The organism is Thalassospira sp. CH_XMU1458 (assembly GCF_037027205.1).
Taxonomy (GTDB): domain Bacteria; phylum Pseudomonadota; class Alphaproteobacteria; order Rhodospirillales; family Thalassospiraceae; genus Thalassospira; species Thalassospira tepidiphila.
The window spans coordinates 84,810-103,441 of sequence record NZ_JAYMDW010000002.1; the positions used below are offsets into that span (position 1 = coordinate 84,810).

At 55.3% G+C, this 18,632-nt stretch carries 18 protein-coding genes; 6 read left to right on the forward strand and 12 right to left on the reverse strand.

Annotation, left to right across the window (positions count from 1 at the left end):
- Positions 1–284: 284 nt before the first annotated feature.
- Positions 285–740, reverse strand: a complete 456-nt coding sequence (locus WBY09_RS07750; protein WP_336232406.1) for a nuclear transport factor 2 family protein — start codon at positions 738–740, stop codon at positions 285–287.
- Entirely contained in the window at positions 737–1,600 is an 864-nt protein-coding gene (locus WBY09_RS07755) for an SDR family oxidoreductase (protein WP_336232407.1), read from the reverse strand. The genes WBY09_RS07750 and WBY09_RS07755 overlap by 4 nt, the downstream gene beginning before the upstream one ends.
- Positions 1,601–1,701: 101 nt before the next feature.
- Here WBY09_RS07755 and WBY09_RS07760 point away from each other — a divergent pair, with 101 nt between their 5' ends.
- Positions 1,702–2,616 carry a LysR family transcriptional regulator gene (locus WBY09_RS07760; RefSeq protein ID WP_336232409.1) on the forward strand — a complete coding sequence of 305 codons (915 nt, stop codon included), beginning with the start codon at positions 1,702–1,704 and terminating at the stop codon, positions 2,614–2,616.
- Between the two features lie 23 nt (positions 2,617–2,639).
- Here WBY09_RS07760 and WBY09_RS07765 read toward each other — a convergent pair whose 3' ends face one another.
- The 5 genes from WBY09_RS07765 to WBY09_RS07785 form a co-directional block, all read right to left on the reverse strand.
- On the reverse strand, positions 2,640–3,545 hold the full coding sequence (locus tag WBY09_RS07765) for an NAD-dependent epimerase/dehydratase family protein (protein ID WP_336232410.1): 906 nt from the start codon (positions 3,543–3,545) through the stop codon (positions 2,640–2,642).
- Entirely contained in the window at positions 3,542–4,078 is a 537-nt protein-coding gene (rfbC, locus tag WBY09_RS07770; RefSeq protein ID WP_336232411.1) for a dTDP-4-dehydrorhamnose 3,5-epimerase, read from the reverse strand. The genes WBY09_RS07765 and rfbC overlap by 4 nt, the downstream gene beginning before the upstream one ends.
- Positions 4,075–5,307, reverse strand: coding sequence for a class I SAM-dependent methyltransferase (locus tag WBY09_RS07775; RefSeq protein WP_197145286.1), 1,233 nt, complete (start codon positions 5,305–5,307; stop codon positions 4,075–4,077). Before WBY09_RS07775 ends, rfbC begins: the two co-directional genes overlap by 4 nt.
- A gap of 78 nt (positions 5,308–5,385) precedes the next feature.
- A complete protein-coding gene (gene rfbF / locus WBY09_RS07780) occupies positions 5,386–6,156 on the reverse strand; it encodes a glucose-1-phosphate cytidylyltransferase (RefSeq protein WP_197145285.1) in 771 nt (256 codons plus the stop codon).
- Positions 6,157–6,198: 42 nt separating this feature from the next.
- The gene (locus WBY09_RS07785) at positions 6,199–7,092 is read right to left on the reverse strand and encodes a glycosyltransferase family 2 protein (protein ID WP_336232412.1); all 894 of its coding nucleotides are present in this window, start codon (positions 7,090–7,092) and stop codon (positions 6,199–6,201) included.
- 295 nt (positions 7,093–7,387) lie between these two features.
- On the opposite strand from WBY09_RS07785, the gene WBY09_RS07790 reads away from it, so the two are divergent.
- Positions 7,388–8,416 (forward strand): NAD-dependent epimerase/dehydratase family protein, encoded by a 1,029-nt coding sequence (locus WBY09_RS07790; RefSeq protein WP_197145283.1) that lies wholly within the window; start codon positions 7,388–7,390, stop codon positions 8,414–8,416.
- Between the two features lie 26 nt (positions 8,417–8,442).
- Here WBY09_RS07790 and WBY09_RS07795 read toward each other — a convergent pair whose 3' ends face one another.
- The 4 genes from WBY09_RS07795 to WBY09_RS07810 form a co-directional block, all read right to left on the reverse strand.
- Complete coding sequence (locus WBY09_RS07795; protein WP_336232415.1) at positions 8,443–9,405, reverse strand: DUF1835 domain-containing protein; 963 nt, start codon at positions 9,403–9,405, stop codon at positions 8,443–8,445.
- Positions 9,405–9,746, reverse strand: coding sequence for a hypothetical protein (locus WBY09_RS07800; RefSeq protein WP_336232417.1), 342 nt, complete (start codon positions 9,744–9,746; stop codon positions 9,405–9,407). Before WBY09_RS07800 ends, WBY09_RS07795 begins: the two co-directional genes overlap by 1 nt.
- Positions 9,747–9,843: 97 nt before the next feature.
- The gene (ppx, locus tag WBY09_RS07805) at positions 9,844–11,325 is read right to left on the reverse strand and encodes an exopolyphosphatase (RefSeq protein ID WP_064780572.1); all 1,482 of its coding nucleotides are present in this window, start codon (positions 11,323–11,325) and stop codon (positions 9,844–9,846) included.
- 46 nt (positions 11,326–11,371) lie between these two features.
- Positions 11,372–13,519, reverse strand: coding sequence for an RNA degradosome polyphosphate kinase (locus WBY09_RS07810; protein WP_008891271.1), 2,148 nt, complete (start codon positions 13,517–13,519; stop codon positions 11,372–11,374).
- A gap of 190 nt (positions 13,520–13,709) precedes the next feature.
- Between WBY09_RS07810 and WBY09_RS07815 the strand changes: the two genes are divergently transcribed.
- The 4 genes from WBY09_RS07815 (at position 13,710) to WBY09_RS07830 (ending at position 18,235) form a co-directional block, all read left to right on the forward strand.
- Entirely contained in the window at positions 13,710–14,246 is a 537-nt protein-coding gene (locus WBY09_RS07815; protein ID WP_336232418.1) for a SixA phosphatase family protein, read from the forward strand.
- A 242-nt stretch (positions 14,247–14,488) separates the two neighbouring features.
- Entirely contained in the window at positions 14,489–16,276 is a 1,788-nt protein-coding gene (gene aspS / locus WBY09_RS07820) for an aspartate--tRNA ligase (protein ID WP_064790209.1), read from the forward strand.
- A gap of 163 nt (positions 16,277–16,439) precedes the next feature.
- Positions 16,440–17,381, forward strand: a complete 942-nt coding sequence (locus WBY09_RS07825; protein WP_336232420.1) for an SPOR domain-containing protein — start codon at positions 16,440–16,442, stop codon at positions 17,379–17,381.
- A complete protein-coding gene (locus WBY09_RS07830) occupies positions 17,381–18,235 on the forward strand; it encodes an EipB family protein (protein ID WP_008891275.1) in 855 nt (284 codons plus the stop codon). The genes WBY09_RS07825 and WBY09_RS07830 overlap by 1 nt, the downstream gene beginning before the upstream one ends.
- A gap of 76 nt (positions 18,236–18,311) precedes the next feature.
- Here the strand turns inward: WBY09_RS07830 and WBY09_RS07835 are convergent, their stop codons facing one another.
- Positions 18,312–18,629 (reverse strand): ArsR/SmtB family transcription factor, encoded by a 318-nt coding sequence (locus WBY09_RS07835; RefSeq protein WP_008891276.1) that lies wholly within the window; start codon positions 18,627–18,629, stop codon positions 18,312–18,314.
- Positions 18,630–18,632 lie beyond the last annotated feature (3 nt).

Consider the following 18,632-nt stretch of genomic DNA (forward strand, 5'->3'; position numbering starts at 1 on the left):
ACCCCGGGCAGGCAAGATGGTGCGTCCCCGGTGCTGTCTTGCCTGTACCCCCGCCCCCCGCAAAGGAACCTGAACATGATTATCAAATATATCGCTTTTTCGATTACCTCGACGGCTGTGCTTTTTGTCTCTTCTCTGCTGACCTTTACCCCCTGAAGGTCAGGGACCGTTTGGTCCGTTTCTGATGCCTCCCTGAAAACTTGCCGGGCCCCTTTCGGGGCCCGTTTTTTGTCAGATGAAAAGCACCTTTTCGGGGGCTTGATGTGATGGGAGGCGTTGAGGGCCTAGAACATTGTGTTGTCATTTGCCGATGTCGCCGGAACCGGCTGAACGACATCCCAATGTTCGACAACCTTGCCGTTGTCGTCAAAGCGGAAAATGTCCATCACAGCGCTTTCGCCCTGTGCAGAGGTTGACCGGACATGCAGCACGACCAGATCATCCTCGGCGACGGTGCGGACGATATCAGCATGGATAGAGGGATCTGACGCCAGCCAGCCAGAGATGGCACTACGGAAACCTTCGATGCCATCTGCGGCAAACGGGTTATGCTGAATATACTCGTCGCCGATATATTTCGTGATCGCGCCGTCCACGTCCTTTTCGTTAAAGACCATTTCATAGAAGGCAACGGCGTTTGCAGTGTTGCGATCCTCAATCTCACCAGCATGAGCCGGTTGGATGGTGGCAAGGAAGGTTGCGAGTACAGGAATGAGAAGTCCTGATTTAAAGCGGTTCATTTCAGAGCCTTTGCGATGAAGTCTTCAACTGATTGTGGTTTGCGCCCGACGACCTTTTCGAAATCGTTGCTCACGGTTTCGTAGTCGCCTTTCTTCGCCCCGACATAGAGACCCCCAAGGGCCTCGATCAGGTGATCGGGCAGGCCGAGGCTTTTGAGGATGCCGGTATGGACCTCAGCGGGCAGATCGACGAATTTGACCGGCTTACCGGTGGCGTCAGAAATGTAGCCCGCGATTTCGGAGTGCGACACACCCTTGGTTCCGGTCAGGTCATAGGTTTTGTTTCCGTGATCAGCGGGCTTGGCAAGAACCACGGCGGCGGCTTCTGCCAGGTCATTGCGCGGGATATAGGTGATTTTGCCATCACCGGCCGGCGCGCCAAAATCGCCGGTTTCAAGCGCATGTGGCACACCGGCCAGCAGAAGATCGGCATAGAAGCTGTTGCGCAAAATGGTGAAGGCGAGGCCGCTTTGGCGGATGTAATTTTCGGTATCAAGGTGAATGGCCGAATAGGTGAAATCGGCATCCGCCTTGGGATCAACAATGCCGGTATAGACGATGTGTTTGACACCGGCGGCCTTGGCGGCATCGACCGCGGTGCGGTGTTGTTTGATGCGGGTTTCGTTGTCGTCCTCGGCCGAGATGATAAGGGCTGTGTCAATGCCGGCGAACGCCTTTGTCATCAGGGCAAGGTCATTGAAATCACCTTTGCGGACATCAATGCCCTTGGCGCTCAGGTCTGCGGCCTTTTCAGGCTTGCGCACACTGACGGCGATGTCGCTTGCCGGGATGCGATCGAGCAGATGTTTGACAACAAGGCTTCCGAGTTGGCCGGTTGCACCAGTGATGAGGATGGTCATGTCAGTTTCTCCGATAAGGGGTCAGGCATCGCCTGTTCATGGGAGAAATCTGGACCCAATAATGCATATGATCAATTCGATGGGTATGATAGTACTTATGCATGAAAATCGATGAATTGGATCTTGATTATCGCCTGCTTCGGCTGTTCCTGACGATTTATGACGAGGGATCGGTGACAGCAGCCGCACACCGCCTTGATGTCGGGCAACCGACGGTCAGTCACGGGCTGGATCGGTTGCGCCAGATTATCGGCGATCCGTTGTTTGTCCGGTCAGGCAGATCAGTTGCACCGACCGCCCATGCCGATGAAATCGCGCCACAGGTGCGTGGGTTGTTGCAGGGGATGCGTGGCCTGACCCGTGTGGTCGCGTTTGATCCCGATAATGCCGATCATTCTGCGCGCTTTGTGCTTGGTGCTAATGATTACGAGGTGGCGGTGATCCTGCCGGCCCTGATGAAGCGGTTGCAAAAATGTTCTGCTGATGTGCGGCTTCAGGTCGTATCGGTGCCGGGGGTAGACCGCATGGTCAAATGGCTGCGCGATGGCACGATTGATCATGCGATTACGATTGATCAATCGGGCAAGCATGGCGATATCGCCCGCCAAGGCCTGTTTCGCGAACGGATGCGGTGCTTTTATGATCCGGCATTTCACGACGGGCCGCCCGATACGCTGGACCGGTATTGTGCGGCCAGTCATGCGCGCGTGATGATCGGGGCCAATGACAGTTCGGAAATCGATGACATCCTGCGCGGCCTTGGCCGATCACGCCGCACAGTGCTTCAGGTGCCGACCTTTGCCAGTGTCGCCAACCTGATCCGCGGCACAGACATCATCGCCACCCTGCCATCGCGCCTGTCAGGCTCCATGATGCAGGATTTTGGCCAGTTCGACCTGCCGCTTGAATTCCGCGAATATGGCTTTGCCCAATACTGGCACGTCCGCAACGCCGCCAATGCCGCACATAAATGGCTGCGAGGCGAGATTTTCCGGGCGTCGCGCGGGTTGGGGTAGGGAGGCGCTTGAACAAGCCCGGATCAAGCCGGGTGGGATCGCCACCATTCAATGCAGTTTTCAAGTGCCGCTTGGAGATCAAATTCGCGCCTGAAACCAACCGTTTCGTTAAGCGTTGATGTGTCTGCGACCAGATAGGGCGGATCATCCGGGCGGTCGGCCATGCTGCCCGCTGCGATGGTGCCATGGCCAATGAGGCTTTTGATGGTTTCGGCAACCTCAAGCAGGCTGTGGCCCTCGCCGGATGCGACATTGATCAGACCCGTGAAGGGATGATCGACCAGCTTGGCAAATGCGGCACCGGCATCGGCGACATGCATGAAATCGCGGATCTGTTTGCCAGAACTCATTTTGGCAGTTTCACCGGCCAGCATGGCGCGTGTGATGGCCGGAACAAAACGTGCGGGGGCCTCTTTCGGGCCGCACAGCAGGAACAGACGTCCCCAGGCGATGGCGGCACCCTTGGCGTTCAGGTCCAGACAATGCTGGGCAAGTTTAAGCTTTTCCTGACCATAGAGGGTATGGGGGGTACATGCCGCGCCCTCGGTCAGTTTCTGACCCGGCGCAATACCCTGCCAGTCATATTCGGCACAGCTTCCGGCAAGCACGGCACGCTTGCCGCCCTGATCATGGAAACGATCCAGAAGATCAATGCTGGCTTCGCGCCAATCTGGATTATCCGGCGCGTTCCAAAAATGACCGTGCTTGGTCTGCCAGGCCAGATGGATTAGCCCATCGGGACGTTCGGATGCGATCAGATGTTTGCGAAAACTGGCATCCAGCAGGTCACCCGTCACATGTCGTCCGGGGAGCTCGCCATCTTGTGGGGCAGATCGCCCGCAGGTGATGACATCATGGCCAGTCGAGATCAGCTTTTGGCAGGCATAGGGGCCGATCAGGCCGTTGGCACCGGTGACGAGGACCTTCATTTTGACGGCTCGTGATCTGGGTAGTTGGCATCGCGGTCATTGATGATGGAAGGCTTTTGGGGCCATTCAATACCAAAGGCCGGGTCGTTCCAGCGCACGCCAGATGCGAGGTCAGGCACGAAGGGGGCGCCCATCAGATAGAGGACCTCGGTATCGGGTTCAAGCGTCAGGAAGCCATGTGCGCAGCCCGCCGGGATGATCAGGGAATTGCGGTTGGTTGCTGACAATTCGGCACCCACCCATTTGCAATAGGTCGGCGAGCTTGGACGGAGGTCAATGACAACATCAAAGATCGCACCGGAAATGCAGCGCACGATCTTTGGGTCACCAACCGGTGCGGCCTGATAATGCATGCCGCGCAGCGTGCCCGCGTGATGATTAAACGACAGATTTGCCTGATCGATCTCGAATTCATGGCCGTTAGAGGCAAGTTCCTGCTTGCAGAAGGAACGCGCGAAAAAGCCGCGATCATCGCTGTGCTTTTCAAGCTCGATCAGGTCGACGCCAATGATATCTGTCGCAATAAATTTCATCCGATCACTTCGACCCTGGGGATGGCAACCATGAACTGTCCGCCCCAATCCTTAACATGTGCCATGTCTTTCATGATCTCGGCCGACAGGTTCCATGGCAGGATCAGGACATAGTCCGGTTTCGCGACCTTGAGGTGGTCGGGTGCGTGGACCGGAATATGGCTGCCGGGCAGGAGCGTGTTTTGCTTGTGCGGGTTGGCATCAACCACAAAATCAATCAGGTCGGTACCAATGTCGCAGTAGTTCAACAGCGTATTGCCCTTGGCGGCTGCACCATAGCCGGCAACGGTTTTGCCCTCTGTCTTGGCGGATTTGAGGAAAGCCAGCAGATCGTCCCGGATCTTGCGGCATTTCGCGTCAAAGCCTTCGTAGCAGTCAAGGGTTGCGATGCCAGCATTGGCTTCCTTGGTACGGAGTGCCTTTAGCCGATCAGTTTCGGGCCGGGTGCCGATGGTTTTCTGGGCCCAGACGCGCAGGCTGCCGCCATGGGTTGGGAGTTCTTCGACATCAAAGACCTTAAGGCCATTTTGCTCAAAACATTTCTCGACCGCGTAAAGCGACAGGTAGGAGAAATGTTCGTGGTAAATGGTGTCGAACTGGGTCTTTTCCAAAAGGTTCAGAAGATGCGGGAATTCAAAGGTTGATACCCCGTCATCGGCCAAAATCGTGGCAAAACCCGAGACGAAATCGTTGATGTCGGGCACGTGGGCAAGAACATTGTTGGCTGCGGTCAGGCTTGCGTGGCCGTGTTTGGCGACGACCTTTTCGGCCGTTTCCTTGCCAAAGAAGGCAACGAGGCTTTTAACGCCTTTTTTCTCGGCTTCCTTGGCAATGTTGGCAGCCGGTTCAACGCCCAGAACCGGGATTGATTTGGCAACAAAATGCTGCAGCAAATAGCCATCGTTGGACGCCACTTCGACCACGAATGAGTCTTTGCCAAGATCAAGCCGTTCTGCTGCTGCTTCGCAGTATTTGCGGGCATGCTCGACCCAGCTTGAGGAGTAGCTTGAGAAATAGGCATAGTGACTGAAAATGTCAGACGGCGGGACAACGTCATCGACCTGAACAAGGAAGCAATTCTCGCACACACGCGCATGCAACGGATAGCGCGGGTCCGTCTGGTCTGCCTGATCAAGCGGCACAAAGGAGTTGGCAAGCGCACTCAGGCCAAGATCAACGAGTGTGTGTTTCAGGTCGGTTCCGCAGGCGCGGCAGGTTGGCGTTGTCATTTCGTATCCATCATCACATCAGGCGGGGCGATCTGGCGCCCCAGGATTTAGCGCATTTCAGCCGTCATCGAGCTTGGCTTACCAAATTTTCCACGGTGCTTTGCCTTCTGACCACAAGTTTTCAAGCATATGCTTTTCGCGGAGTGTATCCATCGGTTGCCAGAAACCATCGTGACGCCACGCAGAAAGTTCACCCTGATCAGACAGGTTGCGCAGCGGTTCTGCTTCCCAGACGGTTTTGTCTTCTGCAATTTCGTTGAGTACGGATTTTTCGCAGACAAAGAAGCCGGCATTGATGCGCGCACCATCGCCAAGCGGCTTCTCCTGAAACGTGGTGACGCGATCGCCATCAAGGACCGTCGCACCGAAGCGGCCCGGAGGTGATACCACCGTCATGGTTGCCTTGCGGCCCTGTTTTTTGTGGAAGTCGATACTGGCGGTGATATCGACATTGCCAAGCCCGTCGCCGTAGGTCAGGCAGAAGGGGGCATTATCATCAAGATGGTCAGCGACACGCTTGATACGGCCGCCTGTCATGCTGTTCAGGCCGGTATCGACCAGCGTTATTTTCCAGGGCTCTGCATTGGCATTGTGATATTCGAGCTGATTGGTCGCCATATCGATGGTTACATCGGCATGATGCAGGAAGTAGTTGGCGAAATATTCCTTGATCACATAGCCCTTGTAGCCAAGGCAGATCACGAATTCATTCACCCCGTGTGCCGCGTATATCTTCATCAGGTGCCACAGGATCGGCTTGCCACCAATTTCGACCATCGGCTTTGGTCTGACCGATGTTTCTTCACTCAGTCGGCTGCCATATCCGCCCGCAAGAATTACTGCCTTCATTTGAAAAGAATTCCACTCACTCAGGGTTTGCTTTCAGAGGCCTTAACGCTGTGTCGCGCGCGGCTGTTTTGAGGCCCGCACACCGATCAACGCGCCAAGCGAGCCAAAAAATCTTGCAAGATCACGCCAGCCCTTTTTGCGTTGCATGGTGATCCCATACAAGAGCGCCTTCCAGCCGTATCGCACAGTGTGTTTCAGACCAAGACATATCGCCGCCAAACGGCCCTTATATTTGCGTTCAAAGTATATGCGTGACCATGCTAGGTGCCAGAACTTTTCCCAGTAATAAGCACGGTTGGGGCGAACGGACCCCCCATTGAGATGCATGACAACTGAATCAGCAACAAGGATCATGCCATGCCCGGCACGGAGCATGCGTGCGCACATGTCGTCATCGTCGAAATAAAGAAAAATTTCCGGATCATAGAAACCAACCTGACGCATGACGTCCATGCGGACCAGATTGACCGCGCCGGATAGGAATTCGACGCAGAGCGGCCCTTCGGGCACGCAATCATAGGCAAGTCGGCCATAATCGCGACGTTTCCAGAGTTCGACATCATGGCTGGGTTCGATATCGCCATTGCCATCCTTATGTAGTGGGCCGAACATCGCAGCATCTGGGTATTGGTCCGCGGCGGCGACAAGTGCGTCAATGGCATCACCGGTCATCAAAGAGTCCGGATTGGCCAGCAGGGCAAATTCGGTTTCGACAATCTCAAGACCCTGACTCGCAGCGGTTCCATAGCCAAGGCCAACGCGATTGCGGATGATTTTGGCATCCGGGCGCAAATTGGTGACGATATCAAGCGTATCGTCCTCGGAGGCGTTATCGATGACAATCAGTGGCAGGTCGGCAGGAAGCGATTTCAACAGCCCGCCAATAACGAGCCCCCCGTTATGGGTGATCGTGATAACTGTTGTTCTCGCCGTCATTTATTTTTCCTGCAGAAAATCCATGTCCCTTGTGGGGCTGAACATACTCAATCCGAACATAATGTCCAACGACAGATTCCGGCCAAGTTGAAAATAATCGTGGGCATTCCAGCGCCTTAAAAAGCTCAGAGGTTTTAGTGCGCTTATAAGGGTGTTTGCTGTTTTGCTGTTGAAAGCATTTCCGCGAGGATTTAGAAAATGCGGCAGGAAAAGTATTGCTTGTTCGCTTTGCGGATGCGGGTGGTTGTGCCGCAAAACGAACTCCTTAACACGCATATCAACAGAAAGACTTTTTATGAAAGTATTATTGACCGGTTATCAGGGCTATGTCGGAAGTGTCATGTCCGGGTATCTCAAGTCCCGCGGCCATTCTGTCATCGGTCTTGATACAGGCTATTTCAATGGTCTCGACCTTTGGACGCCGCCATCCGTGGATGAAGTCAGAACCGTTGATATGCGAAATGTGCAGGAAAAGGATATCGAAGGCGTTGAAGCCATCATTCATCTGGCTGCGCTCAGCAATGACCCGCTGGGTGATTTTGCGCCGGAGTTGACTGACGATATCAATTTCAAGGCAACCATGAAATTGGCCGAGATAGCCAAGAAGCGTGGCATCAAACGTTTTGTGTTTGCGTCTTCTTGTTCGCTTTACGGTGCTGCTGATGTTTCAAAGCCGGTCGATGAAACATCGCCAACGCTTCCACTGACGCCATATGCGAAAAGCAAAATTGATTGTGAAAACGCCTTGCTTGCGATGAAAGACGAGAACTTCGAGCCAGTCTTCATGCGCAATGCGACGTGTTATGGTGACTCCCCGCGTATTCGTATTGATGTTGTCCTGAATAACCTGACAGCCCGTGCGATTGTTTCTGGGGAGGTGAAGCTTCTGTCTGATGGATCTGCCTGGCGCCCGCTTTTGCATGTCGAAGACATGAGCGCGAGTTTTGAAGCCGTTCTGACCGCACCGGCCAACCTTGTGAGTGGGGAAGCCTTTAACGTCGGCACCAACGAGCAGAATTATCAGGTTATTGATATTGCCAGAACTGTTCAGAAAGTCGTTCCGGGCTGTGATCTGACTTATTCCGATGACGCGCAGGCGGATGCGCGCAGCTACCGTGTGTCATTTGACAAGCTTCATAGTGTGCTTCCGAATATCGGTTTTAAATGGAATGCGGAAAAGGGGGCTGCGCAGGTTGCTGAGCGCCTGAAAGCGGAAAAAGCGAAAGCAGAAGACCTGTTTGGCAGAAAGCACATTCGTCTTGAGCAGCTTAAGTATCTGGTGGAAAACCAGAACGTGAACGCGGATCTTTTCTGGAACGCTTAAACCTAAGAGTCGACGAATCAGTCCGCTTATAGCGGGCTGATTCTTATACCGCCAACCCAACGGGTGCCGGTAAAGTTATCAAGGAAATTACGCGTGCCAGACAAGGTTTCGTGGCCGGTGTTGGTGAGGGTGATGGTGCGTTCGGCCCAGTTGGTTTTGGGGGTGGCGGGCGTGAGGATGAAGAGCGGGTCCTGGCAGTCCATCATCCATTGGATTTCTGACCAGAACATCAGATCGCCGAGATAGGGCAGCGGATCGTAGGTTCGCATCAGGTGGCCGAAGACCTTGCCGACGGGGAGCGGGCCGTGGTCCTTGATGATTTGCAGGGTGAGTTTTTGGGTCAGGCTTAGGCCGGTTTGCGGGTCGGGCAGTTCGGCGAGATGGCGTTTGAGGGCGCCGATCATATGTGGCAGGGGAGCATTGCCGGTTGCCGCAAGCGTTTTAAGGTCGTTTGAGGTGTCTTGGCGGACGGCCTTCCAGACTTTGCTGCCAAATGTCAGCATGTCGCTGTTAAGCGGCTGGCGTTGAGTGTTCCAGCACCAGATCAGACCATCGAGGGAGAGTTGACCAAGGCCGATGAAGCGGTCGATGGCTTCGGACGCGGGCGCGTGGTTGACGGAGATGACGTCGATATTTGTTTCGGGCTGGATGGTGGCGATGGCATCCATCAGGAAGGCCAGGATCAGCTGATCGTAGCTGTCATGTTCGAACCAGAGCACGACATGGTCATACTGCCCAAGGCGACCCAGCGCGTCATATTCGCGCCTGAGGCGTTCAAGTGCTTCATCACTTGGCAGGTCGTAAGCACCGGCAATAAAGGCCGCACGGGTTTCGATGAAGGCATCGCGTGGCAGATCGGGCACCGGGCCCTGACAAAACGGATCGGAGAATTCCAGAAAGTCGCCGGTGAAGCCCGCCTGCTTGAGGCCATCGCGGATATCGGATCCGCAACGGACATGCAGCGTGGCTTGGGTGTCGAGCGGTTTCATTATTCGCCCGGGATCGGGGCGCCTGAGCTCGCCCGAAGGGCACTCAGCAATGAGAGCATGTTGTCGGGCACATCGGATGCGGCGATTTTGGCATTGGCCGGATCGTCGTCCGGATTGGCAAACAAGGGGGCAATGTCGCCAAGTCGGGCAGACCTTAGCGCAATCAGAAGGTCAATCAGTGATTTCTCATCATCGCGGGCGGCAGCGCGAAGCTTTTCAATGTCTTCGTCGGTATCTGGCAGAACGGTTATTTCCTGACAAAGCGTTTGAAAGGACATATGTGCCAGTGCGCCCACGATGTCACGCGCGGTGTGATCGGATGGCTGTTTGGTGTCGGTCATGACACGGCACTCCTGATCAGAAAAGAGATCGATGATCGTGCCGGTTTTGGTGTGGGGCGTCAATAAAATGCGCGGTCTGATTGTGCGCGTCTGAACCCTATTCGGCGAGCCGGACAACACTTTCGCGGTTCATCAGCTTGGCCAGTTTCGACAGGCGCTGTTCAACGACTTCGCCGTACAGGGCCGATGCCTGCTTTTCGAATTGCAGGATCAGTTTGCCTTCTTCGAGCAGCAATTGCGTTTGCGGCAGGATGCCTTCGACCCCGCCAGACAGCGTGTGACCCAAGCGAATGACATGGCCAAACAGACGGCCCGTCAGGCGGTCCTCGTCGCTGAGGATGCGGTCGCTGGCCTCATCACCTTTGAAATTACCAGTATAGCGCGAGCCGATGGTGTAAGCGAGGAACACGCGGTCATGGTGGTTGAGGTCGATATAGGGGTGGCGCAGAATGCGGTTATAGCTTTGCTCTGCACGGTAATCGGGATGTTCGTTCCAGCCGATATCACCGATAATGCAGGCCGCCAAACGCAGCCGTTCGATATTGACCGGCAGTTCGGAAAAGATCGGCGCACACCACTGGGCGACTTCTTCGCCGTGCTGATGGAAACGTTCGCCGTCTTCGGCAAAGCTGAAGCAGGCTTCAAGCACCGGATCGCGTTGACGCAGATCTTCGGGCAGGACTTCATACATCCAGCCTTCGCGAAGGCCATGGCCGGAAAAGACAACTTCCTTTGGCTTCATGCGGGTCATCAGCATGTTCATTACAAGCGATGCATGCGGCAGGCTGTCGATACGGCGTTTGGACACACCGCCGATCTTTTCAAGCGATACCCGGCTTTGCTGGGAAATGATGTGGGTCAGTTCGGCCATTTCCGACTGCGGCATGGCAAGATTATGCACCACCGAAATCGGATAGTTTTCCTGGGCAATGAACAGCTTGGCAATTGATCGCCAGGAGCCGCCAACGGCATAAAGCTGTTGGCCTTTGCCCTCTGCCAGCCAATCGACCGTATCAAGGTGCTGATTGATTTCAGCCGTCAGGCGGGCCCGGTCAGAGCCAAAGACCGTATGCAGGCGCATCGCACCCAAGGGCAGGCTGACACGTTTTTTGATCTCGCCCTGATCCAGCAAAACCAGTTCCAGCGACCCGCCGCCGATATCGCCCATGATGCCCGATGCCATCGGATCACCCGATATGATGCCAAGGGCCGACAGGCGGGCTTCTTCAAGGCCGTCAATCACCTTGACCGTAAGGCCGGTTTCCGATGCCACGCGATCACAGAATTCCTTGCCGTCGCTGGCAGCGCGCACAGCAGCGGTTGCGAGCACATCGACATGGGTGACTTTCATCGCACGCAACAGTTTCGCAAAGCGGTGCATGGCGACCACGGCAAGCTCCACCCCCTCCGGGTTAAGCTTGCCGGTGTTTTCCGGGTCACGGCCAAGGCCGCACATGACCTTTTCATTGAAGATCGGCATCGGTGCGCGGGTCATGCCATCAAAAATGACAAGCCGCACAGAGTTGGAGCCAACATCTATGATCGCGATGCGGTTGGAAGCCCGTTGGTCAGTCAGCATAAGATGTTGGCACCTGTTGGTCGTCTTTGGTCGTCTTTAGCCGTCTTTAATCGTCTAGCTGTAGCACGGGAACATTCGGGTCGGCTTGATCCAGCGCACTTCCGCGGCCCGAAAGTGACGGGTTGGTCATGAAATATTTGTGCGACGAGAATGCATTTTCACCTGCCTCGCAGCGTTCATAGGAGCCGTCCGGCTGCAGATGCCATGCCTGTGCGGTGTCTTTCAGGTTGGCAATCATGATCTGTTCAACAATCTGTTGCTGACAGGTCGGATTTTCAACCGGAACCAGGGTTTCAACGCGGCGGTTCAGGTTACGCGGCATCCAGTCGGCCGATGAGATAAACGCCTTGGCCTTGCGCGACGGGAGCTTTGCCCCGTTGGCAAAGACAACGATGCGCGAATGTTCAAGGAACCGGCCGACAATCGATTTGACGCGGATATTTTCCGAAAGACCCGGAACCCCCGGACGCAGACAGCAAATACCTCGCACGATCAGTTCGATATGAACGCCAACCTGACTTGCGCGATAAAGCGCATCAATCACCACCGGGTCGACCAGACTGTTCATCTTGGCCCAGATGCCAGATGGCTTGCCGGCCTTGCAGTTCTCGATCTCCTGATCGATGTGGGTGAGCAAGGTCGGGCGCAGGGTATGCGGCGCAATCGCGATTTTTTCAAGCGAGCGCGGGGTGGCATAGCCGGTCATGAAATTAAAGATGCTGGCCGCATCACGCCCGAGTGCCGGATCGCACGAGAAGAACGAGATATCGGTATAGAATTTGGCGGTGATCGGGTGATAGTTGCCGGTCCCGAAGTGGGTATAGGTCTTAAGGCCGTGGGTTTCACGGCGGACCACCAGCGATACCTTGGCATGCGTTTTCCAATCCAGGAAGCCATAGACCACCTGACAGCCCGCACGTTCAAGGTCAGCCGCCCAGCGCAGGTTGGCTTCTTCGTCAAAGCGCGCTTTGAGTTCGACCATGGCGGTGACGGATTTACCCGCCTCGGCCGCGGCAATCAGCGCCTTGACGATCGGGCTGTTTTCCGAGGTGCGATACAGCGTCTGTTTGATGGTGACCACATCGGGATCACGGGCAGCCTGAAGCAGGAACTGCACCACCACGTCGAAATCTTCGAACGGGTGATGAACCACCAGATCCTTTTTGCTGATCGCAGCAAAGCAATCGCCGCCAAAGTCACGCACCCGTTCCGGATAACGTGCGGCATAGGGCGAGAACAGCAAGTCATGATGCAGATCGGAATCGATCAGCTGTTTGACATCAACAACGCCAAGCAGTCCATCGACCTTGACGACTTCTTCAAGCGCGACATCAAGTTCATCAATGACGAAATCAAGCAGGTCTTCGGGCATCGCCGCATTGACCTTAAGACGGATGATGCTGCCGCGACGGCGACGTTTCAGCGCGGTTTTGAAAACGCGCACCAGATCTTCGGCTTCTTCTTCGATTTCAACGTCCGAGTCCCGAATGACGCGGAAGAAACCGTGTTCGATCATATCAAAGCCCGGGAACAGCTTGCCGAGATAGAGCAAGATCGCCTGTTCGACCGGAAGATAACGTTCATTGCGGCCCGGCAGACGCAGGAAACGGCCGATTTTTTGCGGTACCGGAATAAGCCCGCGCATATTGTGCCCGTCTGCTGGATCAAACAGCTGCATGACGATGGCAAAGCCAAGGTTGGGAATGAACGGGAAGGGGTGCGACGGATCAATGGCAAGCGGGGTCAGCGTCGGGAAGATTTCGCGCGTGAAATAGCCATCCAGCCATTTGCGGTCAGTCTGGGTCAGGTCGCCCTGATCAATGACCGAGATGCCCTGTTTTTCCATCTCGCTGCTGAGCTGGCGCCAGACGCGTTGCTGATCCTGCATCAACTGGTTGGCATCAAAGGTAATGGCGCGCAGCTGTTCGGACGGGCTCATGCCATCCTGACTGACCTTGGTCATGCCAGCGCGGACCTGCCCAACGAGGCCGGCGACGCGGACCATATAGAATTCATCAAGGTTGCTGGCCGAAATCGACAGGAAACGCAGTCTTTCAAGCAGTGGGTGGCCGGTATTCTGGGCCTCTTCAAGAACGCGATTGTTGAATGCCAGCCACGATAATTCGCGGTTAATGAAGCGGCTTTCCGAATCAATGGTGATCGCGCTTGACTGAACTGCAGCGGCGTGTGTCACGCTATGCCTCCTGCGGATTGAGGGAACGTCCTTGAACTTATGCGACAGTTCCCGGTTGCAAATGGAGTATAGGATAACTGCTTGGGTGGGTGCAATTTTCTTAAATTTATGTGTCAGTTTTTCTGATGGCATCAAAGCCGTTGATATGGCATGCAGGTACACCGTTGATCATCATTCGCGAAACGAAGATATGAAGACGTTGCTGCTGCTTCGGCATGCCAAATCAAGCTGGACGGATCCGGGTCGGGCCGACCATGACCGCGAACTGAACCGCCGTGGTGAAAAGGCAGCCCCCTTTATGGGCCGCTATCTGCGTCAGCATGAACTGGTGCCGGACCTGATCTGGTGTTCGACGGCGGCACGTGCGGTGCAGACACTTGGTCTATTGGGGCGGGATTTCGCAACCGATGCCGATGTGATCTATAACGAAGATCTGTATATGGCGAGCGAGCGGGTGCTGCTTGAAAGCCTGCACCACACCCATGAAGACGCCAAGCATGTGATGTTCATCGGCCATAATCCGGGGATCGAGATTTTTGCCCAGTCGCTTTATGGCGGTGGCAATATTGAGGCCCGCGAGATCATGGCACGCAAATATCCGACCTGCGGGCTTGCGCATTTCGAGTTCGATGTTGATCACTGGGGTGAAATCACACCGGGCAGCGGACGGCTGATCGACTTTATCAAGGTCAAGGATCTTCAGGCGATCAAGATTAGCGCGGAATGATTTGCTGATCTGCGTTGACTGACCTGCATTACTGGCACTTGACGAAGGGCCTGTCTGCGCGTTTTATACCGCTGAAATTTTGAGATACCACGTCCGTCGGGCAGGGGAACATCACACATAAGCGCCATGAATCACTGGTTGGCGGGCATGTTGTGGTGCGTTTTTTGTTTGACAGCGCGGGTCTGGCATGCACCTTTGCGGCCAAATTTGCGGCCCAAAATACAAAGCAACCTGGAATGACAATGCATCCTTTTCGCTCTCATAACTGTAATGCGCTGCGCGCGACTGACGCCGATGCGGAAGTTCGCCTGTCTGGCTGGATTCACCGTAAACGTGACCACGGCAACCTTCTGTTCGTTGACCTGCGCGACCATTACGGCATCACCCAGGTCGTGATCGATATTTCGAGCCCGCTGTTCGAGACGCTTGATAAAGCGCGTGCTGAAAGCGTGATCACGGTCGATGGCAAGGTTGTCAAACGTACGGCCGAGACCATCAACCCGAACTTGCCGACCGGCGAGATCGAAGTTTATGCATCGAACATCGAAGTTCAGTCTTCGGCCGAAGTTCTGCCGATGCCGGTGTTTGGCGATGTCGAATACGGCGAGGAAGTTCGCCTGCGTCACCGTTATCTCGATCTGCGTCGCGAGAGCGTTCACAAGAACATCGTTCTGCGTTCGCAGGTGATTTCGGCCATGCGTCAGAAAATGACCGCACAGGGCTTCCTTGAAATCCAGACGCCGATCCTGACCGCAAGTTCGCCGGAAGGCGCACGCGACTTCCTGGTGCCGTCGCGTATGCATCCGGGCAAGTTTTATGCCCTGCCGCAAGCACCGCAGCAGTTCAAGCAGCTGCTGATGGTTTCGGGCTTTGACAAATATTTCCAGATTGCGCCGTGCTTCCGCGATGAAGACGCACGTGCCGACCGTTCGCCGGGTGAGTTTTACCAGCTCGACTTCGAGATGGCCTTTGCCACCCAGGACGACGTGTTTGCCGCAATCGAGCCGGTTCTGCATGACATCTTTGTCGAGTTCGGCGGTGGTCGTGATGTGACCCCGTATCCGTTCCCGCGCATTCCGTTCGATGAATCGATGGCGAAATACGGATCCGACAAGCCCGACCTGCGCAACCCGCTGATCATTTCGGACGTCACCGAGCCGTTCCGCGGATCGAGCTTTGGCATCTTTGCATCGAACATCGAAAAAGGTTCGGTTGTGCGTGCGATCCCGGCAACCGGTGCCGCATCGCGCCCGCGCAGCTTCTTTGACAAGCTCAACAACTGGGCGCGTGATGAAGGTGCGGCTGGTCTTGGCTACATCGTTTACGGTGAAGACGGCGAAGCAAAAGGCCCGATTGCCAAGAACCTTGATGCCGATCGTATCGCACAGATCAAGGAAATCACCGGCGTTGCCAATGGCGATGCGGTGTTCTTTGCCTGTGACAAGGAACTGGCCGCGGCCAAGTTTGCCGGTAAGGTCCGTGACAAGGTTTGTGACGAACTGGAACTGCGCGAAGAAGGCATGTTCAAGTTCTGCTGGATTGTTGATTTCCCGATGTATGAGGAAGACGACGACGGCAAGATCGAATTCAGCCACAACCCGTTCTCGATGCCCCAAGGTGGTCTGGACGCGTTGGAAAACATGAACCCGCTTGATATCAAGGCGTGGCAGTATGACATCGTTTGTAACGGTATCGAGCTGTCATCGGGTGCCATTCGTAACCATCGCCCGGACATCATGTACAAGGCGTTCGAGATTGCCGGTTATGGCAAGGACGTTGTCGATGACCGCTTTGGCGGCATGATCAACGCGTTCAAATTCGGCGCCCCGCCGCACGGTGGTTCGGCCCCGGGTGTTGACCGTATCGTCATGTTGCTGGCCGATGAGCCGAACATTCGCGAAGTCATTGCCTTCCCGCTGAACCAGCAGGCACAGGATCTGATGATGAATGCGCCGGCAGAGGTCGATGACAGGCAGCTTAAAGAATTGCACCTGCGTGTGCAGCTGCCGCCGAAAGCGAAAAAAGACTGATGTGTTTGGGGCCTTGCCCGAAATACTGAAGATACAGACGGCCCGGAGCTTTCCGGGCCGTTTTCTTTTGGGGAAATCTATTGGCAATCGTTACCTAATATTAACCGCCATTGGGCCACTGTAGCGGAGGAAAAGAAAATTCGATCCTTCGGGGGATGGCCTGTTGAGAAAAATTCTTGTGGTGGCGGCACCTTTGGCGCTTGGCGCGTGCGGTGGTCCGATTGAGTTGACGGTGGCAAAGCTTGCCGGTGATTTGATCAGCTATGTGTCGACCGGCAAAAGCACAACCGACCATGCGGTTTCTTTCGTTGCCGAGCGCGATTGCGCGCTGCATCGCCCACTTCTCGAACAGACCATCTGCAAGGACGACGAAACCATCCTGGCCGAAGAGGCCGCAGCCCTTGCCGTGATGGGTGAGCCTGAAATCAAACAGGAACTGCGCGTTGCCCGCCCGGAAATCTATGCGGTGAATGCCCCGGCCGAGGATTGGTCACGCCCGAGTGCGACGGCCCTTAAATCCAACGCGATTGTCACCACCAACCTGCCGCCACTGACCCCGAAAAAGACGCCCGATGATACGGTTGATGCGGTTGAGGTTGCCTCTGCACGTGATCAGATCGAAGTCGAAGACGTTGCCGTTGATCGCAGTGACCTTGGCCCGATCGACCCGCAGGTCGAGGCAGATGCCGCGGTTGCAGGCTATGTCAGTTACGAACCGGTAGCCGAAATTGCCGCGCCAAAGGAAACCGTCACCGCCGCACTGATCGATCCGGCGGTTATGGGTGACGGGGATGACGTGATGGTCAAACCGGTGGATGCAGCACTTGACGGGGACGCCCTTGCAGGGGATGACCTTGCCGCGCCGCTGCCCGGTGATTATGTGGTATTGGCAAGCTTTGCAGATGAAGCGCGTGCCAACAGGGCGCTGGGCCTTTATAAGGAATACCAGCCGCGCCTTTTGAATGCCGAGGTGAAGGGCAAGCCGTATCTTCGTGTTGCGGTCGGGCCGCTTTCGGCAGAACACGCACATGATTTGCGCCTTCTTGCTGCCAAAAAGGGGGTTAAAGATCCCTGGATTGTCGGAGTTGGCGCCACCGGAGAGTGATGTTGTCTGGATTTTTTTCAGAGATTAAGCAACGTCAGCGTTCCCTTAAAGGAACGCTGATCTTTTGTTTGGGTCTTGGTGGCTGTGCCGCGCAGGCTGGTAATGTGACGGGCATCGAAGATGCCATCGTGCCGCATGTGGCGGAATATCACTTCAAGCTGAGCCATGCCGAACAGGGCAGTTCGATTGTTGATGCGTCCGGTGTGCTTGGCTATCGCTTTGAGAAGATGTGCGATGGCTGGGTCACGGAAATGCAGCAGATCATGATCCTTCAGGGCAGCGAAGGCACGCCGATCAATTCGGCCTATTCCATGACCCAGTGGGAAGATTTTGACGGAACGGAATATCGTTTCCGCATGCGTGATTATCTTGATGGCACCAAGGTCGACGAGATCGTCGGCAAGGCGGTCCGCAAGGACGACATGGTCAAGGTCAGTTACGAAATCCCGGTCGAGGTCGAGGAAGAACTTCCGGCCGATGCCATGTTCCCGACCCAGCATTCGCTGGTGTTGCTGAAACGTGCCAAAGACGGGGTGCGGTTTGCCAATGATCTGGTGTTTGATGGCAGCGGCGATACCCCGACCAACCGGGTGGCTGTGGTGATTTCAGGCAGCAAGGATGCCGATAACACCGCCAACGATCCCGACGCGATTGCGCGCGGTGCGTTTCATCGCATGAACCTGGCATTTTATCCGATCGGGGCTGCGGAAAATGGCCCGTCAACCGAGATGGCGGTTGATTTTGGCGATAACGGTGTCGCGCATGGTATGCGTTTTGACTATGGCGAGTTTGAAGTTCTGGGCACGCTTGATAAGGTCACCAAGCTGCCGCTGCCGGAATGCGGATCGCAATAGACAGATTTTAAAATCCAGACGTAAAAAAGCCTGCCCAAAAAAGGCAGGCTTTTTTAGTGGGGAGTGCCCGGGTGTTTTACGCAGCAGCAGAATTGCGTGAGGCGTTGCAATAAAGCCCGTAGAGGGTCTCGATCACGCGCAGAGCATCGTTACCATTCAGCGAATAGTAGATGGTCTGTGCTTCGCGACGAGTCTGGACGAGCTTGTCACGACGCAGGCGTGCAAGATGCTGCGAGAGGGCGGACTGGCTTAGCCCGACAATGCGTTCGAGTTCGCCAACCGACTTTTCGCCTTCGTTGAGTTGGCAAAGGATAAGCAGTCTGCTCTGATTGCTCATGGCCTTTAACAGGGTGCTAGCCTGTTCGGCCTTTTCTTCTAAGTTGTTAAGTTCCATTTG

Excerpts from the sequence above, each read along its gene's own strand:
- WBY09_RS07755 (WP_336232407.1), bottom strand. The coding sequence starts at position 1,600 with ATGACCATCCTCATCACTGGTGCAACCGGCCAACTCGGAAGCCTTGTT.
- WBY09_RS07795 (WP_336232415.1), bottom strand. The coding sequence starts at position 9,405 with ATGAAACCGCTCGACACCCAAGCCACGCTGCATGTCCGTTGCGGATCC.
- ppx (WP_064780572.1), bottom strand. The coding sequence starts at position 11,325 with ATGCTGACTGACCAACGGGCTTCCAACCGCATCGCGATCATAGATGTT.
- WBY09_RS07830 (WP_008891275.1), top strand. The coding sequence starts at position 17,381 with ATGTTGTCTGGATTTTTTTCAGAGATTAAGCAACGTCAGCGTTCCCTT.
- aspS (WP_064790209.1), top strand. The coding sequence starts at position 14,489 with ATGCATCCTTTTCGCTCTCATAACTGTAATGCGCTGCGCGCGACTGAC.
- WBY09_RS07800 (WP_336232417.1), bottom strand. The coding sequence starts at position 9,746 with ATGACCGACACCAAACAGCCATCCGATCACACCGCGCGTGACATCGTG.
- WBY09_RS07835 (WP_008891276.1), bottom strand. The coding sequence starts at position 18,629 with ATGGAACTTAACAACTTAGAAGAAAAGGCCGAACAGGCTAGCACCCTG.
- rfbF (WP_197145285.1), bottom strand. The coding sequence starts at position 6,156 with ATGAAGGCAGTAATTCTTGCGGGCGGATATGGCAGCCGACTGAGTGAA.
- rfbC (WP_336232411.1), bottom strand. The coding sequence starts at position 4,078 with ATGAAATTTATTGCGACAGATATCATTGGCGTCGACCTGATCGAGCTT.
- WBY09_RS07785 (WP_336232412.1), bottom strand. The coding sequence starts at position 7,092 with ATGACGGCGAGAACAACAGTTATCACGATCACCCATAACGGGGGGCTC.
- WBY09_RS07815 (WP_336232418.1), top strand. The coding sequence starts at position 13,710 with ATGAAGACGTTGCTGCTGCTTCGGCATGCCAAATCAAGCTGGACGGAT.
- WBY09_RS07750 (WP_336232406.1), bottom strand. The coding sequence starts at position 740 with ATGAACCGCTTTAAATCAGGACTTCTCATTCCTGTACTCGCAACCTTC.
- WBY09_RS07775 (WP_197145286.1), bottom strand. The coding sequence starts at position 5,307 with ATGACAACGCCAACCTGCCGCGCCTGCGGAACCGACCTGAAACACACA.
- WBY09_RS07790 (WP_197145283.1), top strand. The coding sequence starts at position 7,388 with ATGAAAGTATTATTGACCGGTTATCAGGGCTATGTCGGAAGTGTCATG.
- WBY09_RS07760 (WP_336232409.1), top strand. The coding sequence starts at position 1,702 with ATGAAAATCGATGAATTGGATCTTGATTATCGCCTGCTTCGGCTGTTC.
- WBY09_RS07765 (WP_336232410.1), bottom strand. The coding sequence starts at position 3,545 with ATGAAGGTCCTCGTCACCGGTGCCAACGGCCTGATCGGCCCCTATGCC.